General features: G+C 34.2%; 18 protein-coding genes. 14 read left to right on the top strand and 4 right to left on the bottom strand.

Annotation, left to right across the window (positions count from 1 at the left end):
- Nucleotides 1–12: 12 nt before the first annotated feature.
- Both QE450_RS18500 and QE450_RS18495 read right to left on the bottom strand, forming a co-directional pair.
- Nucleotides 13–3,090, bottom strand: a complete 3,078-nt coding sequence (locus QE450_RS18500) for a type 2 lanthipeptide synthetase LanM family protein (RefSeq protein WP_307301173.1) — start codon at nt 3,088–3,090, stop codon at nt 13–15.
- Between the two features lie 88 nt (nt 3,091–3,178).
- Complete coding sequence (locus QE450_RS18495; RefSeq protein ID WP_274171565.1) at nt 3,179–3,337, bottom strand: type A2 lanthipeptide; 159 nt, start codon at nt 3,335–3,337, stop codon at nt 3,179–3,181.
- A gap of 230 nt (nt 3,338–3,567) precedes the next feature.
- Here QE450_RS18495 and QE450_RS18490 point away from each other — a divergent pair, with 230 nt between their 5' ends.
- From QE450_RS18490 to QE450_RS18455, 8 genes are all read left to right on the top strand, one after another.
- The gene (locus QE450_RS18490; protein ID WP_274171566.1) at nt 3,568–4,272 is read left to right on the top strand and encodes a response regulator transcription factor; all 705 of its coding nucleotides are present in this window, start codon (nt 3,568–3,570) and stop codon (nt 4,270–4,272) included.
- Between the two features lie 2 nt (nt 4,273–4,274).
- On the top strand, nt 4,275–5,390 hold the full coding sequence (locus QE450_RS18485; protein ID WP_274171567.1) for a sensor histidine kinase: 1,116 nt from the start codon (nt 4,275–4,277) through the stop codon (nt 5,388–5,390).
- A gap of 68 nt (nt 5,391–5,458) precedes the next feature.
- Entirely contained in the window at nt 5,459–6,379 is a 921-nt protein-coding gene (locus QE450_RS18480) for an ABC transporter ATP-binding protein (RefSeq protein WP_307301169.1), read from the top strand.
- The gene (locus QE450_RS18475) at nt 6,376–7,134 is read left to right on the top strand and encodes an ABC transporter permease (protein ID WP_274171569.1); all 759 of its coding nucleotides are present in this window, start codon (nt 6,376–6,378) and stop codon (nt 7,132–7,134) included. Before QE450_RS18480 ends, QE450_RS18475 begins: the two co-directional genes overlap by 4 nt.
- A gap of 13 nt (nt 7,135–7,147) precedes the next feature.
- Nucleotides 7,148–7,891 (top strand): ABC transporter permease, encoded by a 744-nt coding sequence (locus QE450_RS18470; protein ID WP_307301167.1) that lies wholly within the window; start codon nt 7,148–7,150, stop codon nt 7,889–7,891.
- 23 nt (nt 7,892–7,914) lie between these two features.
- A complete protein-coding gene (locus QE450_RS18465; protein ID WP_274171571.1) occupies nt 7,915–8,202 on the top strand; it encodes a hypothetical protein in 288 nt (95 codons plus the stop codon).
- Nucleotides 8,203–8,237: 35 nt separating this feature from the next.
- Nucleotides 8,238–8,963: a LytR/AlgR family response regulator transcription factor gene (locus QE450_RS18460; RefSeq protein WP_274171572.1), complete on the top strand. Its 726-nt coding sequence runs from the start codon at nt 8,238–8,240 to the stop codon at nt 8,961–8,963.
- 184 nt (nt 8,964–9,147) lie between these two features.
- Complete coding sequence (locus QE450_RS18455) at nt 9,148–10,803, top strand: sensor domain-containing diguanylate cyclase (protein WP_307301164.1); 1,656 nt, start codon at nt 9,148–9,150, stop codon at nt 10,801–10,803.
- A gap of 72 nt (nt 10,804–10,875) precedes the next feature.
- Here QE450_RS18455 and QE450_RS18450 read toward each other — a convergent pair whose 3' ends face one another.
- Nucleotides 10,876–11,133, bottom strand: coding sequence for a helix-turn-helix domain-containing protein (locus QE450_RS18450; protein WP_301263498.1), 258 nt, complete (start codon nt 11,131–11,133; stop codon nt 10,876–10,878).
- A gap of 37 nt (nt 11,134–11,170) precedes the next feature.
- Nucleotides 11,171–11,704 (bottom strand): sigma-70 family RNA polymerase sigma factor, encoded by a 534-nt coding sequence (locus QE450_RS18445; RefSeq protein ID WP_274171575.1) that lies wholly within the window; start codon nt 11,702–11,704, stop codon nt 11,171–11,173.
- A gap of 369 nt (nt 11,705–12,073) precedes the next feature.
- Here QE450_RS18445 and QE450_RS18440 point away from each other — a divergent pair, with 369 nt between their 5' ends.
- The 6 genes from QE450_RS18440 to QE450_RS18415 all read left to right on the top strand — a co-directional run bounded on the left by QE450_RS18440 (nt 12,074) and on the right by QE450_RS18415 (nt 18,526).
- Complete coding sequence (locus QE450_RS18440; protein ID WP_307301160.1) at nt 12,074–13,312, top strand: ABC transporter substrate-binding protein; 1,239 nt, start codon at nt 12,074–12,076, stop codon at nt 13,310–13,312.
- Nucleotides 13,313–13,336: 24 nt separating this feature from the next.
- A complete protein-coding gene (locus QE450_RS18435; RefSeq protein WP_274171577.1) occupies nt 13,337–14,206 on the top strand; it encodes a carbohydrate ABC transporter permease in 870 nt (289 codons plus the stop codon).
- The gene (locus tag QE450_RS18430) at nt 14,206–15,030 is read left to right on the top strand and encodes a carbohydrate ABC transporter permease (RefSeq protein ID WP_204826067.1); all 825 of its coding nucleotides are present in this window, start codon (nt 14,206–14,208) and stop codon (nt 15,028–15,030) included. Before QE450_RS18435 ends, QE450_RS18430 begins: the two co-directional genes overlap by 1 nt.
- A 185-nt stretch (nt 15,031–15,215) precedes the next feature.
- The gene (locus QE450_RS18425; RefSeq protein WP_273613982.1) at nt 15,216–15,773 is read left to right on the top strand and encodes a MarR family winged helix-turn-helix transcriptional regulator; all 558 of its coding nucleotides are present in this window, start codon (nt 15,216–15,218) and stop codon (nt 15,771–15,773) included.
- 59 nt (nt 15,774–15,832) lie between these two features.
- Nucleotides 15,833–17,017, top strand: a complete 1,185-nt coding sequence (locus QE450_RS18420) for an MFS transporter (RefSeq protein WP_307301155.1) — start codon at nt 15,833–15,835, stop codon at nt 17,015–17,017.
- 123 nt (nt 17,018–17,140) lie between these two features.
- Nucleotides 17,141–18,526: an amidohydrolase family protein gene (locus QE450_RS18415; protein WP_307301153.1), complete on the top strand. Its 1,386-nt coding sequence runs from the start codon at nt 17,141–17,143 to the stop codon at nt 18,524–18,526.
- Nucleotides 18,527–18,556: the final 30 nt, after the last annotated feature.

Raw genomic sequence — 18,556 nt, 5'->3', positions numbered from 1 at the left:
CTTTTTGATTAATCAAGGGGATTCTAATATTAAAACAGAAGGTACCTCTCTATTCCATAAACGCAACATAGTGTATCCAATGCCTGCTAATCCAGTAAACATATTAGGTGTGGATTGCTCACTACCTGGTATACCACATTTCCAATTTTGATCTGAAAACTGTACATGTTGTAATAAAATATTGGCACGATTGTATACAATCTCTAATAATTCTTGGTCATTTTGTTTAATTGCAACAGATAATAAGAAATCTAAATTTCCTAAATCCCCATGACATAAAGAATGACTAATTTTATCAAAACCAGCTTTTTTAGTTTTTTGAATAGCCCGTTTAAGGTCTTGTTCAAGTACAGTATCTGTATAATAATCAAGGGAATACAATCGACTTAATCCTACTCCCACAGCTCCATTACACCAATAGACTGGGTATAAAGGTTGGTTGGTGTTTTCTATATTTCTTAAATCAGTCCAATTTTCTTGATCATTAGAAAAAAGAGAATTATCATACAAGATAGCTTGTTGAGCTGTCTCCAAATACGTTGGATTTTGGGAAAAATGATATAGTTTAAATAGAGAGTAAGCTATGCCTGAATTACCGTGTGCGAGCCCTCCTAAAGGTTGTCCAAGCGGACGATTACTTTGCAACCACCCTATACCTGTATCGAGTTCGATAGCATGTTCAACTAAGTGATCTCCGTACTGTTTGGCTAATTGCAAAGCTTCTGGATATTTAGAAATATAGTAAAAATCCAGAATTACACTAATAATGCCTGCACTTCCTCCCAAAAAATCATACATAAAATCGTGCTTAACCCGTTTAAATAGTCGATCAATGATCTTACATCCTTGATCTAATAATTCTGTCTCATGCCAAAGTGAATATAAATGGTTGATAGCGTAAATAATAGAAGCATATCCTAAAAAAGCAGAAGAACTTGCTTTTTGTTGTTGTTCATCCGAATATTCATCTAATACACTACGAAGGCAAGCACGAGCTACATGTGTAAAATGTTCGTTTTTTGATTCATTTCCTAATACTGCATAAAATATACACATACCAATAAGACCATCGTACAAACCTAACTCCATCGGTTTATATTCAATTTGTTCATACTGGTTTACACCTAAAGAAACCCATGTAATATCCTTATTATCTTTTCCCCATACTGCTTCTTCTAAAAGAGATTCACCAATTCGAATAGCTTCTGCTAAATAATCGTCTTTAGTGTATAAGGTTGGTATCGTATGCTGAATCTTAGAAGGGGTTAATTCATGTTCATTATCTTCCGTTAACTTATGAATTTTTTTAACTGTACTTAATGCGTAATCTATATGATTCAATTGGATACGACAATCTTCTGCACTCCATTTATTCAATGTATTAAGCACTAAAGAGTAACTGCTATGATCATAAAATTGGTTAATTTCTTTATTTTTAGAATCATACATAACTGAAGAATCAGGGATAGACCAGAAATAAGGTACATCTTCATGTATAAGGTCTTTAATCTCAGAATCTATTACTTTAGCTAAAATAGGAAAACGATCAGCAGCTTTCCACATGATATTAAATAATTTTTCTCGATCTTTAGCATTTTTTAGATATTTAGGATGTCTTCCAGCATCTAACATACTACTGTAAGTTTGTGTATCTCTAACAATATTACGAATAGTAGTAGATTTAAATCCATGCAATGGTCCATCTTCAGACAGTAACTGACCGATATGTTGCAGCACTATATGATAAGCATTAAAAAATCCTTTTTTAATATCATCAATAAATGTAGTAGCATCATCAAACAATATGCCTTCAAATAAAGGATGATTATTTTTCTTTTCTACAGAGACCAGGCATTTTTGAATACGCATTGTATCTGTGAATGCATCAGCAAACTGATAAGCATACATAGATTGATTTTGTTGAGAGCCTAATCCACTAATATCTAATTTCATATCGTTCACATTGCGAATAGAAATAGGCAATAAACTTGTGCGCATAACTGATTCATTGAGTGATTTTAATGCGCGAGTTGTAGCATTATCCAAATGACTGAAAATAGTATTGTTATGAAATAATGCCTCCAAATCAATTAGAATAGGGTGTTCTCCTTGAGCAATAATATTTTCGTAGTGCATATCGGTAGCATTTAGCATATATAAAATCGCTAAATATTGTCCCTGTCTTTCATAAAAATGATTAACTTCGTTAATATGTATGCACTCTTTTTGAGAAATAAATTCTACCCAGCCATAAGAGTTGTTGTTAATAATATTAATTTTTTGTAAAGGGCGATAGATTGATTTTGAGTTAAACCATTCTAATAGCTTCTGAAATTGCACATCAATAGACAAAGAGTGAGGTTTATAAATTAATTTTTCTTTGTTTGCAAAAGTATACAAAATAACACTTTGTCCTCCATTATGTAGATCTCCCATCAAAGTTAAGTTGGAGATGTAATTCATTTTTATACCCATCGTTTGCTGGATATTTGAAGCATCACTTAATAATCGATGGGTAGAAACAGAAATAAGATTGATGATTTTAGTCAAACGTTCGCAGATCAATCTAGCTAATAAAGGATAATTCGATAAAAAGCTTAAAATAAGCTCTTTAGATCGAAAGTTTTGATTTATAAAATCTATGTATCTTTCAGAAGATGTATGGCCTGAAAGTTGTTCAAGAAGTCTACTCTTATTAAGTTCAAATATAAGAGTTTTGCCAGCTAACTGAATAATAGCTTGCATGTGATTAAGCAATATTGAACTTAGAATAGCATGCTTACTGTTTGCATCTAATTCAAGAGAGTAAATTTTCTCGTTAGCAACTGCAAAGCTATGTTTTAAAAATGGCATCATAAAAGGTACAAAAGGTATAGAGGAGATATCTAAACTGTTAAATAGCAGATCAAATGATTCTGTATCATAGTCATCAGAGAATATAGTATCTAACTGTTGAAACCAGGCTGTTTGATGTAACTCTGATTGTTGGGTGATTGTCTCAATTTCATTAGCATACAAAGCACTATTCCAATCAGAACTATCCAATAAAATTCTGATATTGTTATGATTGATCTGCTGTGGAGTCTGCATGTTAAGATCCCTCCTAATGTAATATAAATCCCTATAAAGAGATAAAGAATAAGAGCAAGAGCTCTTATTCTTTATTGTTAAAGCTCTATTAACCTCTTCCTAGACAACAGATGAAAGCTACAGTTCCTAAGTAACATTCAGAAGTAGCTGTTTTTACTACTCCATCACCACCACCAGCGATATTTTCCAACTCTTCGTCAGAAAGTTCGTTAACCGCTTTCAAAGCTTCGATTTCAACTTTACTCATATCATCAACTCCTTTCTTATATGTATACCTATATTTTACATTTTATTGTATTATTTTCATTTAATATGTAATGAAAGGATAATATTAAGTCTTGTAGACATGATTTTTGCGATTAAAAGGATATAATCACGATTTAAATATCATAAATATAGTATATAGTTCATTGTTTTCTTTTATTTGTAAAATATGAAAGAATAGATTTAGAATAATGGTTAGAAAGGAATGAGGAAATGGATAGATTATTACTTGTAGATGATGAAGAAGGTTTATTAGAAATGTTAAGTACTGCTTTGAGAATGGAAGGCTTTACTATGATTGATACAGCTAATACTGGCAAACAAGCATTAGAGAAAGTAGCTCATCATGAATATTCATTAATAATTTTGGATGTCATGTTGCCTGATACAGATGGGTACATATTGTGCGGGAAATTAAGAGAAATCACACGTTGCCCTATCCTTTTTTTAACAGCTCGATCAACTGATTTAGATATGTTGACCGGATTAAATGTAGGTGGCGATGATTATATTACAAAGCCGTTTAAACCTTTAGAAGTGGTTGCTAGAATCAAAGCAAAATTAAGAAGAGAAGAAATGTATAGACAATCTTCTACTGAGATCGTCTCAACCTATCGTTACGGTTATCTTGTGCTAGAAACAGAAAAAGCCCAGTTGTTTGTAAGAGGTGAAGAAATTCAATGTACTGCAAAAGAATTTCAATTATTGACGTTTTTTTGTGAGCATCCTAATTATATTTTTAGCTTAGAACGATTATATGAGCGTATATGGGGATTAGATAGCGTAGGTCATGCGAATACGGTAATGGTATATATCAATCGGTTACGTAAAAAAATTGAACTAGATCCCAATGTTCCTCAAGTTTTGATCAATATTAGAGGATTGGGTTATAAATTTATACCTCCAAAGGATGAATAATTATGAAATTGAGGTTAAAATTAATTATTTTATTTTTTGCTAATTTATTTATAGTACTCAATATTATTTATTTAGCTTTTGCGATTATTAATTCTATTAGCTTTGATATTATTTCCAAATTTAATCCTGATCATGATTTTTTAAATACACTTAACATTTTAGTTTTGAAATACCATGCGCTGATTATCTTTATTCTTGTTATTTTAGTGTATGCCTGGCTATTGATTAATCCATTGTTGCATATATTAGAATGGATTCAATTATTAGCAACCGAGCAATATAGAGAACCTGTTCGTAAAGACGGGACAGCACGAAGTGTATCTAAACGAACAGGCAAGTTCAAATATAGTTTTATTTTTTATAAAAGTATTATAGATTACCTTCATCAATTAACGACTATTCTTAAAAAGAGTAAACAAGAACGTAATGAATTAGAAAAAATGAAAAGAGAATGGGTAGCTGATATTGCACATGATTTAAAAACGCCACTTTCTTATATCAAAGGGTATTCTTCTCTATTGTTATCAGATAAAAATTGGTCGTCTGAAGAGCAAGTAACATTTTTGAAAAAGATTGAAGAAAAATCAGAATACATGGAAACATTATTAAAAAACTTAAATGATACTTTTAAATTCGATCAACAGAGTATAGAAATAAGTATGCAACAGCAAGATATTGTTGGATTTATGCGTGAAATTTTGATTGATTTTTCTAATGATCCTATCACCGAAGGATATGAAATTCGATTTTTAAATGATCCTGAGCATTCTATTATTTGTTATTTCCATCAGCAGTTTTTACAACGAGTGATCGTCAATCTAATTTCTAATGCTATTTTGCATAATCCGCTTGGCACCGTGATTGAAATCGTTATTCAGCAAGTAGATACGATGATCGAAATTATAGTAAAAGATAATGGAAAAGGTATGAATGCAGAAACAGTGGCTAATATATTTAACCGCTATTACAAAAGTGAAGATGCAGATGAGAAAAGAAGTTCTGGTCTAGGAATGACAATTGCGAAGCAACTTGTAGAAGCACATCATGGAGATATTTGTATTCAAAGCGCTTTAGGAAAGGGAACGATGATAACTATTCAGTTGCCTTTAAAATGTTAAGGTTATATTAAGATTATGAGTATTCTCTATTTAGAATCATTGCATATACTGTGTTTGAGGTGATGACAATGGTAAACATTATAGAGACTAATCAATTAATAAAGTCTTATAAAAACACAAAAGTAGTTAACCAAATTGATCTATCTGTAGAGCAAGGAGACATATATGGTTTTCTTGGACCTAATGGAGCAGGAAAAACAACAACTATTCGTATGTTACTAGGATTGATCAAACCTACGTCAGGAGATATCCAGATATTCGGGAAAAATCTTCAGAATAATAAGATGGACATTTTAAGAGGGATTGGTTCATTAGTTGAATATCCATCGTATTACGGGAACTTAACAGGTTTAGAAAATTTAGAAGCTATTCGCCGATTATTGCAAGTGAAAGATAAAAAAAGAAACCTGGAAATTTTGAAAGTTGTTGGCTTAACAGATGCTAAAGATAAATTAGTTAAAAATTATTCTTTGGGTATGAAACAGCGTTTAGGTATAGGTATTGCTTTGTTAGGTTCACCACGTCTACTCATTTTAGATGAACCGACAAATGGATTAGATCCAGCGGGTATTCAGGAAATACGTGAACTGATTAAAACGTTGCCCGGGTTATACGGAATTACGATTATGATTTCTAGTCATTTACTAAATGAAGTCGATCAAATGGCTAACAAAGTTGGTATTATCAATCAAGGACAATTGATTTTTCAAAACAGTATCGAAGAGCTAAGAAAGAAAAGTAATCCTAGAATTGTGATGCGTACTAATGATTCTCTTCATGCTGAATCTATCCTTCAACAAGAAGGTTGGAATGTCACTCTTAAAGAAAATGGAGAGCTTGAAATCAACGAAACAGAAGATAGCAAAATTGCTTATATTACTGATAAATTAGTACGTAAAAATATGGAAGTTTATCGGATACAAGAACAAAAGCGTTCATTAGAAGATATTTTCCTTGAAATTACGAATAAAAGGGGCGTTATATCATGAATGGTGTAATTGCCTCTGATGCTATCAAACTTAAACGGACTTTTATTAATCCTATCGCTTATCTTTATCCTATTATTGTTTTGTTTGGAGCTTTAATTATTGTAGCTTCGCAAAAAAGTAATTTACTAGAACAAAATAATGATATGTGGTCGTCTATGATTGTGATCGTTCATTTTTTAATTATGTTTGTTGTTCCTATTAAGTTAACGATTATTATTTCTAATTTAATTAATGTGGAGCATCAAACGAATGCATGGAAAATGATCCTTGCTTTACCAATTCGTAAATCCTATTTTTATTTCAGCAAATTGTTTTACATATTAAAGGTGTGTATGATTTCGGGTTTACTTCTTTTTCTAGGTTTTATTATGATCGGCAAAATGTTAGGTTTCGAAAGCAGTCCTCCTTATCTTACGTTGTTGCAGGAAGCTTTTTATCCTTATTTAGGTGCATTTCCGATTATTACATTTCAATTATGGTTATCTCTTCAATTTAAAAATCAAGCCTTCCCTATAACGATAGGTATATTTGGAGCGATTTGCATGTTCTTTTTGCAAATGAATACGTTAACTTCTTATATATTCTGGGCTTATCCTGCTTTGCTAACTCCTTTAAAACAAGTGGTCGAAAATAATACATTAGCAGCTATCGTTCCTAATGATGCTCTAGGTCTATATGCGCTATTAAGTATTATTTTTGGAATATTGTTTTTACTTATAGGATTGTATCAATTTAGCAAACAGGAAGTAGAATAGGGGTGAATAATAGATGTTAGGAACATATATTTCATTTGAATGGTTAAAATTGAAAAGGCAGAAAACATGGATCTTGATTATCATGGTTCCTTTTATAAGTGTTTTACTGGGGATTGGTAACTTTCTGGGCAACTATGATGTACTGATGGATCAGCCAACAGATAATGCATGGTTAGAAATATGGACGCAAATCACTTTATTTTATGGCATATTGTTTTTACCAATTGCTTCAGGTATTTATGCAGCCATTGTCTGTAGAACAGATCATTTAAATGGAGGTTGGAAATTACAATTTTCTCTTCCTATTCAACGCAATATTATTTACTTCTCCAAATTAATTGTGGTTTTGTTTTTAATTTTGATGATGCAATTTACATTGCTTGTATTTTGTTTAATTGGTGGTGCAATTGTAAATATTCATGATCCGATTCCTTGGGGATTTATGTTTGGTGCTATATTTTTGAGTTGGTTAGGTACATTTTCTTTATGTTCTATTCAACTATGGTTGTCATATAAAATTAAAAGCTTTGGTATTCCATTAAGTATTAATATTATATTATCTCTGATGGTTTTTGCAGCGTACTCTTCTCAATGGGGAATGTTTTATCCATGGGCTCAGCCAGCATTTGCTATCTCATCTCCTCAAGAAAGTCCTGTAGACTCGTTACCTCTATTTATTGGAGGAATCATTATAACATTTATTATTTGTGCCACTTGGATTGGATTTAGATTTAATAAAAGTGAGTTAAAAGCATAACTATTTCTGAGGAGGAATTATTTATGAAAGAGACAGAAAACATTAAAAGTAACTCGAAAAATATAACTATTATTTTCCAGGTTTTTGCTGGGTTATTTCTATTATTAACGTTGTACTATATTGGATGTAGTGTATGGGCTAAAGATGATTTTTCTAGTATCATTCTGTATTCAGCAGCAGTAGCAGCTGGATTTATGACTATAGCGAAAGTAATTGGGAATCATAAAAGTTTTGTAGCATACGCGGTTATTACAATCTTATTATTTGCTTTAGGAATTTTGGGTGTGAATGTGTCGTCTATTTTTTATTAAGTTAGAATAATCTACTATAAGATAGGTGATTTAGAATGTTCTCTGCATTACTGATCAATGAAGATCAAGCATTGCAAGAAGATATTACACATATGCTTCAAGGTCTAGGTGTTAAGCTAACTTGTACTGATGCGTCTATAGAAAAAATTAATAAAGTATTATCGTATCACTTAGTTCATGTTATCTTTCTAAATATAGATTCTATCGCAGAATCACCTTTATTATTAGTTGAAAGGATTCGTCTTCAATATTCATCTGTAGATATAGTATTTATGAAGTCTAGTCCAGACTATGCTTATCATGCTTTTGAATTACATGCGATTGATTATTTAGTTAAGCCTTTTAGTTATGAAAGATTTCGAGAGTGTATCAAAAAAATATGTTCTATTCACTATCCAAACAAAGAAAATTCAGGCGATATCAATCAATTACTTCCTGTAAAATGTGATAATGGAATACAACTTTTAAATCAAGAAGATATCGCATATATTAGTTCTGAAGGTAGATCATCTAAATTGATTATAAATACTTATCCTAAAAAATCATTTAAAGTAACAGAATCATTAAAATCGATCGAGCAAAGAATCAATTCCGCTTTTTTTATTAGAACCCATAGGAGTTATCTTATTAATTTGAATCATGTAAAGAGAATTGAGACATCTGGACAAACAAACCTAATATTTTTTAACCTTTGTCCAGATATTGCTTATGTAAGTAAAAATTATATTTTTTCTTTATACGAGAAATTAAATTTAAGATGATATTATCATACATTGTGTGCTAAATATAATTCTAAAAAAGACTAACTTTAACTGTTAGTCTTTTTCTATATGTATTTTTAAATATATAATTGTTGCAACATTTAATAGGAATGAAAAATAATTAATCTCTCTGCTACCAGAAACCGATATTAAAATAAAAGTCGAATTTTCGGGGGAAATGTCGGTGTCTGTCAAATTGAGAACTGCGTTAATTGTTACATTTATTGCATTGTCGTTGTTACTGTCTTTTGTACTGAGCACAACGATTAGTTACTATTCTTCAAAAAGTATCAAAAATGAGATTGGGGAATCTCTAGCAGGAACAGCTTATCAGACAGCAGATAAGTTAGATAATTTTATGTGGTCCAGATCAGGTGAAGTAGAATTATTGGGGAGCTTGCCTGTTTTTGAAAATAATCAAAATATCGGAAATATTCAACAAATGTTAGATCAACTGCAATCCCATTTTCCATCCTTTTCATGGATCGGATATACGGATACTAAAGGAAAAGTATTGGCAGCAACAGATGGCATTTTATTAGGCAAAGACTTGTCGGAGCGTCCTGTATTTCAACAAGGGATTCAAGGCAAATTTATCGGTGATGTACATGATGCTGTATTACTTGCCAAATTGTTACCAAATCCGAGTGGAGAACCGTTACAATTCGTTGATGTGAGTCTACCGATTCGCAACAGTCAGAACCAAACGATTGGTGTACTGGCTGCACATATGAGTTGGGCATGGGCGAAAGAAGTACAAGAAAGTGTCTTATTGCCAAACAAATGGGCAGACCAAGATATCGATATGCTGATTGTAAGCAAAAAGGATCAGACTGTTTTATTAGGACCGCGTGATATGGTAGGCAAGCCTTTACCTTTGAAAAGTATAGAGAAAGCCCAATTACAAAAAGATGGTTGGGAATTGGAAAAGTGGCCGGACGGCAATACATACTTAACAGGGTATGCCTATGGAGATGGATACTTGGATTATCCAGGGCTAGGGTGGACTGTTATTGTACGACAACCTGAATCTACAGCATTAGCATCTGTATCTGAATTGATGAACTTTAATATCTGGATTACGATAGCGGCTGCTGTTCTATTTGCACTGATTGGTTGGTGGTTAGCAGAGCGCATTTCGTTACCTATTCGTGCATTGACACGCACTGCTGATCGCTTAGCCTCTGGAGAAAATATTGAAATACCGGCTCACAAAAGTTTTAATGATATTGAATTATTATCCTTTTCTTTGCAGACAATGGTGACGTCGCTCAGTCAAAAAGAAGTAGAACTGGATAATATGCAAAGTCTAGCACATTATGATCATCTAACAGGTCTTCCGAATCGGAATGCGTTAGAAATGTATTTGGAAGAAGCTTTTGAAAATCCTGAACAACAGCCATGTTTGTCGTTTCTCTATATTGATTTGGATGGATTCAAAAAGGTCAACGATACACTAGGACACCAGAGCGGCGATATGTTATTACAAAAAGTAGCTCAGCGTCTATGTCATCTCACGCGTGAAAAAGATATTACAGTGCGTCTGGGTGGCGATGAATTTCTAGTCGTTCTGCATACCGATCCAGTTCAATTGGATATCCAGAAAGATACAGTTGCCTATGCGAATGATATTATTCGCAGTTTGAACAAACCATTTATTGTAGAATACGAAAAAGTGAATATCGGCTGTAGTATCGGCGGAGCTGTCTATCCGTATGATAGTGACAACCCGATCGAAATTATCCGTATGGCAGATCAGGCATTGTATCAATCCAAACGTTCTGGTAAAAACCGTCTTACTTTTTACAAAGAGCCACTTTCGCCTAAATCTATCGGCTAACATGAATAATAGTTATAAACAGCAAGCTAGAGTGTAAGTTTACTCTGGCTTTTTTGTTTGCGATAAAATGATTTAGGAAGACAGCGTTCGGGCTGAAAAATCATCCGGATTAATAAAATTCCAAATATCCGGTATCTGCTCCAGATCATATTTGCGCACTGCTTCAATAATTTTGAGATGAATTTCCTGACGTAAATCTTCTTGTTCTTGATAAGTCGTTTGTTGTAGTGATCTCATAATTTTGGGTGAAAACTTGTTGATTAAAAATAAAATAGCTTCTTCATCTTCATTTTTAGCTTTTTGAATTAAGGATAGTAGAGCATGTGCCATCGTGATTCCTCCTCACGTACCTTTTATATACTGATGGTCATTCTAAACATTGAAGATACGTTTGTAATTTTTTAAGTGCTAATCGTTTTGTTTTGGAAATAGCTTGTTGTGTCACTTGAAGCTTAGTAGAAATTTCTTTCTCGGTCATTTCATAAATATAAAGATAACAAAGAATAGATTGCTCGCGACTGGTCAATTGCTCAATAGCTTCGTACATCCGTTTTTCTGTCATCACTTGCTGCCAACTTTGTTCTACAAAATGATATGTATCGGTATCAGCAGGAAAAATAGAAGCAGAAGCATGATCTGAATCTCTATTTTGATCTACGATTAATTGATATCGATCTTTATATAGACGGTTTTTCTTATCATAGTTAATAGCACTGAAATGAATAAGAGAAGCAATATAAGACGTAAAACGAGCTTCTAAAAAGAAAAGCTGAAACGCTTGATTGAGTTTTTGCTTATTTTGAGCTGTAGGATAATACATCGCTTGTTCCAAAAGTTGCTTATTACTTTGTATACTCAAAAAAGAATGGATAATTGGATTTTGTTCAGTAGTTATATTCATACGTATGACCTCCAACACTGTATAGGATCAGTGCAAATCTATTGAAATAAAAAGGTATGTATCTAAAAAGTACGAATCTATATCTTTTTATCTATAAAGTTTAAAAAATGGAGGCAAATACAACTTCAATTCTGATTAATTTTGAAATACTCTCCATCTTTATAACTATTTTTATATATCTACATACTGTATTTGATAAGAAAAGGTGTCAAAAATGGAAAAATATTTTTTGAAATTTATAGATTTTGAACTTTTGAAATGTAAAAGTAGGGTAAAAATTTGTTGTAATCGTTTCCTTTTTGTCGGAATAGGGTATTTTTTGTTTATATTGTTTATACAAGTAAAAGGAACAATGGAGGGGATGGTTAGATGAAAAGATGGGGGAGTATATTGCTGAGCGGGCTGTTGCTGGTTGGATTATTATCAGCTTGCAGTATGAGCAATAGCGGCAGTAAAGATGGCGTAGTGCAATTGGAGTTTTTCCAGAATAAGCCGGAAGCCAAAGCTAGCTTCGATGAATTGATTGCCAAATTCAATCAAGAACATCCGAATATTCATGTCTCACAAGTAAATCCACCGGATGCAGAGACAGTGCTCAAAACACGAGTCGTCAAAAACGATATTCCTGATATTGTTGGCTTAGGGGCTACAGATACATATTCGTTACTCGCGCAAAGTGATATTTTTATGGATCTAACCGGCGATAAATTATTGCAAAATATTGATCCTAAATATGCACAAATGCTACAGGATGTGACCGGGATGCAAGAAGTAACAGGAGTTCCTTTTGCTTTGAATGCAAGCGGTATCATCTATAACAAAGACATTTTCAAAAAACTGAACCTGACTGTACCCAAAACGTGGGATGAGTTGATAGCGACAGCGAAAAAGGCGAAAGCAGAAGGAACAATTCCTTTTTACTTTACGTACAAAGATGACTGGCAAACGAATCTTCCTTTTAACGATATGGGAGGCACATTGGTCGGAACAGACTTTTACAAAGAGCGTCGTGAAGGGAATACAACGTTTGTAGCTGGTTATCAAGAAGTGGCTAAAAAGCAATTAGAATTACTTAATTACGGTCATAATGATAACTTTGGTAAAGCATACTCGGATGGTAATCGTGCGTTCGCGAACGGAGAAGCAGCGATGTATATTCAAGGAAGCTGGGCGATCTCTGAGATTCGCAAAGTGAATCCAGATATTCAATTAGGATTCTTCCCGTTACCTGGTAGCAATGACGAATCCAAAAATAAACTGACGGCTGGTATTGATACATTACTGGCGATTTCCAGTCAGACAGAATATCCAGAACAAGCGAAAGAATTTATCGCGTTCTTATTGAAACCGGAAAATAGTCAACAATATATCGACCAACAAAATTTATTTTCTGCGGTTAGTGGAGTACAGCAGAAAGACAGCAGTGTAGCGGAATTACTGCCTTATTTTGAACAGGGTAAAATTGTCGATTTTGTCGATCACTATATTCCAAGTGCTGTGCAATTGAATCCAACGGTACAAGCCTTTTTGCAAAACAAAGATATCAATGGGTTCCTCAGTACACTGGATAAAGAGTGGGATAAAGTAGCGGCACGCCGAGCAAGCTAATCGATACATGGAAGGAGTGATACGATGTCTAGCAAACGCATGGCAACTTATTATTGGATGACGATTCCTGCGGTATTGTTATTTTTCTTATTTCTAACTTTACCTGCGATTCAAGGGGTTTTTTATTCATTTACGAACTGGAATGGATTTGGTAAAGAATATGATTTTGTAGGTATTCGTAATTACGTCAGTTTGTTTACCGATAATGTAGTAGGTGAAGCTTACTGGTTTACGATCAAATATGCAGTTGTGGTTACGATTTTTATTAATATCTTCAGCTTATTGATTGCAGTAGGACTCAATTCTCGTATCAAATTCCGTAATTTTTTTAGAGGCGTATATTTCTTGCCTAATATTCTTAGTGTATTGATTGTGGGTTACATATTTAACTATTTGTTCTCTAATGTATTTACCGTCTGGGGACAGACACTGGGGATCAACTGGTTGTCCACGAATATTCTTGGAAATGACAGTCTGGCTTGGATCGGTATCGTGATTGTTGCGGTATGGCAAGGTATCGCATTAAATACGATTCTGTATCTAGCGGGCTTACAGACGATTTCGCATGATCTGTATGAAGCATCCAGTCTGGATGGCGCTGGTAAATGGCGTGAATTTTGGAGTATTACATTCCCATTGATTGCTCCATTTTTTACGATCAATATGGTATTAGCGATGAAAAATGCGTTGATGGTCTTTGACCAAATCGTCGCTTTGACTAATGGTGGGCCTGGCCGTGCCACTCAATCGATCTCATTCTTGATCTATACAGGTGGATTTGAAGGTGGAGAATTTGCTTATCAATCAGCGAACTCGGTGATTTACTTTATCGTGATCGCAGTTATCTCTATTCTTCAAATTCGATTCCTGCAAAGAAGGGAGATGGATATGTAATGGAAACACATAAACGTACCAATTGGACAGTAAATATTCTTGTAGCAATCGGCACTATTATCGTTCTTTTCCCATTATATATGGCGATTACGATTGCTTTGAAAGATCCGCAACAGATGTCGCAATCTCTATTTGGATTACCGACCACATGGCGGTTTGATAACTTTGCCAGTGCGATAGAGCTGACTAACTTTTTCCAGGCTTTTCGTAATAGTGCACTGGTAACGACAGCGACAGTAGTACTTACATTGCTGACCAACTCGATGGTTGCTTATGCAATTGGACGTAATATGGATCGTAAATTTTTTAAAGGATTATACTTTTACTTTGTCAGTGCAATGTTTATTCCTTTTCCGATTATTATGTTGCCGATTGTTAAATTAACATCTGCGCTACATATGACCAATCTCGTGGGATTGACTATTTTGCATACGGTATATGCTCTAGCATTTAATGTATTTGTATATGTAGGATATATTCGCTCTATTCCAGCAGTGCTTGAAGAAGCGGCAACGGTAGATGGAGCAACCACATGGGGAACATTCTGGCGTATCATTTTCCCGCTGATGGCTCCGATCAATGCAACCGTCGGAATACTGGTGTGCTTATCGACATATAATGATTTCCTATTACCATTGATTATTATTAGCGATCAGAACATGTACACATTACCGTTAGTGCAGTACATTTTCCAGGGGCAATTCAATACCGATTATAATCTAGCATTTGCATCGTATCTATTAGCGATGTTGCCAATGATTATTATTTATCTCTTTGCTCAAAAATGGATTATTAGTGGTGTTACACGCGGTTCAGTGAAATAAAATGAGCTACTTGAATCCTTAAATGTATCCTTGATCTTACAGGTATACATTTAAGGATTTTTTTTGATCATATCCATACTATTTATCTAGTATCTAATTGTAGTTAAGATAGGTATTGCTTAATTTACGTTTCTACGTATAATATAGTTAGATAATCTAATTATTTGGGGAAGTAGGTAGGATATATGGTTCGCAAACATTTTAATGAGCAGTCTGTACATAATCATCAATTACCTAAGTTAGGTAAAGAACCTTACGACAAGCTGTGCGAACAGACAGCTGAAGCGGGTACCTCGATTGCTTCTGCTCAATTAGGTCTATTAATGCTTTGGACAAGTGATCATATTCTTGATATCGTCGATAATGAAATTGCTGATTATGATATCACAGAAAGTAAGCTTGATTTATTACTACTGATTCAATTACATGAAAATAGTGAAAAAGTCACTCCATCTGCTATTGCTGAACGTTTAAATATCCGTAGAGCATCAGTCACAGCACTTTTGAATAGTGTAGAAAAAAAAGGTTGGATTATACGCGAGTCCAGTGCGGAAGATGGTCGGAAAATTTATGTTAAGTTATCCACCGCAGGTAAAATGTTTGTTCAACGTGTATTACCTGTATTTTGGTCTGCATGTGCTTCATTGGTAGAAGATCTAAACGAAGATGAACAGCAAATATTATCTAAAGTTATAGATAAATTGCATAACCAGATAGAGAAAAGATTCCAAATAGGGAGGTAAATTTTTTTTGGTAAAGTAATTAGATTATCTAACTATATGAAAAGAATGGAGCTTTACCTATGAAAATCAATAATACAAATTCAACTCTTGCCGAAGTGAATTATTCTAAAATGACTATCTTATTATGTTGGACAGGCATGGTCATTATGTGTAGTCTGTATCTTACTATTCCTTTAAGTTCTATATTTATCACACAATTCAATATTAGTTCTGCTCAAGCAGGATTAACAGGTAGTTTATTTTCATTAGGCTTTGCGATTGGTTGTTTGTTTTATGGTGCTCTAGCTGATAAATATGGTCGTAAAAAGGTAATGACTATCGGTTTGTGTGCATTGGCATTGATTACGATGTTGATCGGATATACTCATCATTTTGTGATTTTATTGCTACTCAGAAGTGTACAAGGATTAGCGGCAGCTTCTTTTTCACCTGTAGCACTTGCCTATGTTGTAGCTATATTTCCTAATCATCGTAAAGTAACTACTATCGGGTTTATTAGTACAGGCTTCCTGATCGCAGGAATTTTAGGACAGGTCATTTCAAGCTGGATCAGTACGTATTACGGATGGAATCTGATATTTATACTATTTGGAGTTCTTTATATATTGACAATACTTTGGCTTAAAATAGGATTAACCCAAGATAGTATTCAACAACCTGACCTCAATATCTGGTCTTATCTTAAGCAATTAACGATTGTTATTAGGCAAAGAAATCTGATATTTACGTATATCATCGCCTTCCTTTTGTTATTTTCTTTTATTGTAATGTACATAATACTAGGAAATAATTTGCAAAGTGATGTTTTTGGGGTAACACCTTTGCAAATGTTATGGATTCGAATGATAGGGATTTTAGGAATGATATGTTCACCATTTTCAGGGACGATTTCTCGTAAAATAGGGGTACGAAATACTTTGCTTTTGGGACTTGGACTAGGAATTATAAGCCTATTGATGATGGGCTGGCTACATCACTTAGTATTAATCGTTATATGTAGCGTCATTTTTGTCGCAGGTATTGCGATTGCTGTGCCTTCTTTAGTGGCTTTAGTTGGACAATTGGGAGGGAGTTATCGCGGAATTGCTGTTTCTGTATATACTTTTTTCCTTTTTGCAGGCACAAGTGTAGCACCAATTTGGTCAGTCTATATACTGTCTTTACATCCTACTCAGTCCTTTATATATAGTGCATTAGTGCTTACGGTAGCTGTTATAGCAAGCTTATGCATTCGTATCAAATAAATTGGAAATCAAATACTTTATAAATTTAAGTAACTTCCTTTTATTGAGTTAACTAGGATAATGAGTTATGATAAATAAGTAACATCTATTTATTCTTAAAAAAGGAAAAAGGAGGAATTAAAGATGAAGAAGAATGGCTATATTTTAAAAAGTGGAACTGTGTTGTCTATGGATCATGCGATTGGTAATGTAAAGAAAGCAGATGTAGTGATTAACGGTTCAACGATTGAAGCTATAGGAAATAATCTACAACTTGATGAATCCGCTTATCATATTATTGATGCGTCAGAACATATTATTATGCCGGGCTTAGTAGATACTCATCGGCATATGTGGGAATCGCTAGTACGTACAGCAGGAACTAATTGGTCACTGCCTGTCTATTTGCAAAATTTATATTATGGTGGGTTGGGAAGTCGGTTACGTCCTCAAGACAGTTATATCGCCAACTTGCTCGGTTCTTTAGAAGCGCTTAATGCTGGTGTCACAACAGTACTGGATTGGAGTATGCCTTATTCTCCAGAACATACCGACGAATTGATTCGGGGATTACAAGAAGCAGGAATACGCTCTGTATTTGCTCTTGGTGTGCCGGGCGAGACAGAATACTGGAATCGAGATAGTCGCTTGGTGATCTCTGATGCCGAGCGTGTCAAAAAGCAATATTTTAATTCACAGGATCAATTGTTAACGATGGGGCTAGCGATACGAGGCCCTGAATTTAGCCATTGGGATACTACGGTTACTGAAATCGGCATCGCCCGCCAACTGGAAGCGATCTGTTCGATGCATATCGGATTTGGCAACTGGGGAGCTGTCGATCATTCAGTCACCAAGCTATATGAAGCAGGATTACTTGGACCCGATCTCAATATGGTACATGGTAATAAAATGATGACGGAAGAATATAAAATGCTAGCAGATGCAGGGGCATCGTTATCGGTAACCCCTGAAGTTGAAATGATGATGGGACATGGATATCCTGCAACTGGATTTTTCCTAGAACAAGGTGGAATGCCTTCACTGGGCGTAGATGTAGTGACTTCAACCGGTGGTGATTTATTTGCACAAATGAAATTTATGTTACAAGCAGAACGGGCACGAGTTAATGAAGAGATTCTGAATAGTGGTAATATGCCGGGTGAATTGAATCTGTTATCTCAGCAAGTGCTTGAGTTCGCTACAGTAGCTGGAGCCAAAGCATTACAATTAGATTCTCAAATTGGTCAATTAACACCGGGCAAACAAGCGGATATAATCATGATTAGCACTTCTGATCTAAATACAGATTTGAATCTATTTCCGGTTATCGATCCTATTGGAGCCGTAGTTCAATTCACTAATCCATCGAATGTAGATACTGTATTCGTTGGCGGTCGTCTGATGAAGCAACATGGTCAGCTAGTAGGCGTGGATATCGAGCGTGTACGTCGTCTTGTATCGGAAAGTAGAGAGTATCTGGATACTCAATATGTATTAAGTGATGCAGGTCGGGTGATCTATTCATAATCTTTCTACTGATATAACTGGAATAGAACG

Origin of the sequence: Paenibacillus sp. SORGH_AS_0306, from assembly GCF_030819345.1 — a bacterium.
GTDB classification, from domain to species: Bacteria; Bacillota; Bacilli; order Paenibacillales; family Paenibacillaceae; genus Saccharibacillus; species Saccharibacillus kyungheensis.
Note: the sequence above shows the minus strand (reverse complement) of the source record. Positions and strands in the feature narration are given on the sequence as shown.

Excerpts from the sequence above, each read along its gene's own strand:
- QE450_RS18500 (WP_307301173.1), bottom strand. The coding sequence starts at position 3,090 with ATGCAGACTCCACAGCAGATCAATCATAACAATATCAGAATTTTATTG.
- QE450_RS18495 (WP_274171565.1), bottom strand. The coding sequence starts at position 3,337 with ATGAGTAAAGTTGAAATCGAAGCTTTGAAAGCGGTTAACGAACTTTCT.
- QE450_RS18490 (WP_274171566.1), top strand. The coding sequence starts at position 3,568 with ATGGATAGATTATTACTTGTAGATGATGAAGAAGGTTTATTAGAAATG.
- QE450_RS18485 (WP_274171567.1), top strand. The coding sequence starts at position 4,275 with ATGAAATTGAGGTTAAAATTAATTATTTTATTTTTTGCTAATTTATTT.
- QE450_RS18480 (WP_307301169.1), top strand. The coding sequence starts at position 5,459 with ATGGTAAACATTATAGAGACTAATCAATTAATAAAGTCTTATAAAAAC.
- QE450_RS18475 (WP_274171569.1), top strand. The coding sequence starts at position 6,376 with ATGAATGGTGTAATTGCCTCTGATGCTATCAAACTTAAACGGACTTTT.
- QE450_RS18470 (WP_307301167.1), top strand. The coding sequence starts at position 7,148 with ATGTTAGGAACATATATTTCATTTGAATGGTTAAAATTGAAAAGGCAG.
- QE450_RS18465 (WP_274171571.1), top strand. The coding sequence starts at position 7,915 with ATGAAAGAGACAGAAAACATTAAAAGTAACTCGAAAAATATAACTATT.
- QE450_RS18460 (WP_274171572.1), top strand. The coding sequence starts at position 8,238 with ATGTTCTCTGCATTACTGATCAATGAAGATCAAGCATTGCAAGAAGAT.
- QE450_RS18450 (WP_301263498.1), bottom strand. The coding sequence starts at position 11,133 with ATGGCACATGCTCTACTATCCTTAATTCAAAAAGCTAAAAATGAAGAT.
- QE450_RS18445 (WP_274171575.1), bottom strand. The coding sequence starts at position 11,704 with ATGAATATAACTACTGAACAAAATCCAATTATCCATTCTTTTTTGAGT.
- QE450_RS18440 (WP_307301160.1), top strand. The coding sequence starts at position 12,074 with ATGAAAAGATGGGGGAGTATATTGCTGAGCGGGCTGTTGCTGGTTGGA.
- QE450_RS18435 (WP_274171577.1), top strand. The coding sequence starts at position 13,337 with ATGTCTAGCAAACGCATGGCAACTTATTATTGGATGACGATTCCTGCG.
- QE450_RS18430 (WP_204826067.1), top strand. The coding sequence starts at position 14,206 with ATGGAAACACATAAACGTACCAATTGGACAGTAAATATTCTTGTAGCA.
- QE450_RS18425 (WP_273613982.1), top strand. The coding sequence starts at position 15,216 with ATGGTTCGCAAACATTTTAATGAGCAGTCTGTACATAATCATCAATTA.
- QE450_RS18420 (WP_307301155.1), top strand. The coding sequence starts at position 15,833 with ATGAAAATCAATAATACAAATTCAACTCTTGCCGAAGTGAATTATTCT.
- QE450_RS18415 (WP_307301153.1), top strand. The coding sequence starts at position 17,141 with ATGAAGAAGAATGGCTATATTTTAAAAAGTGGAACTGTGTTGTCTATG.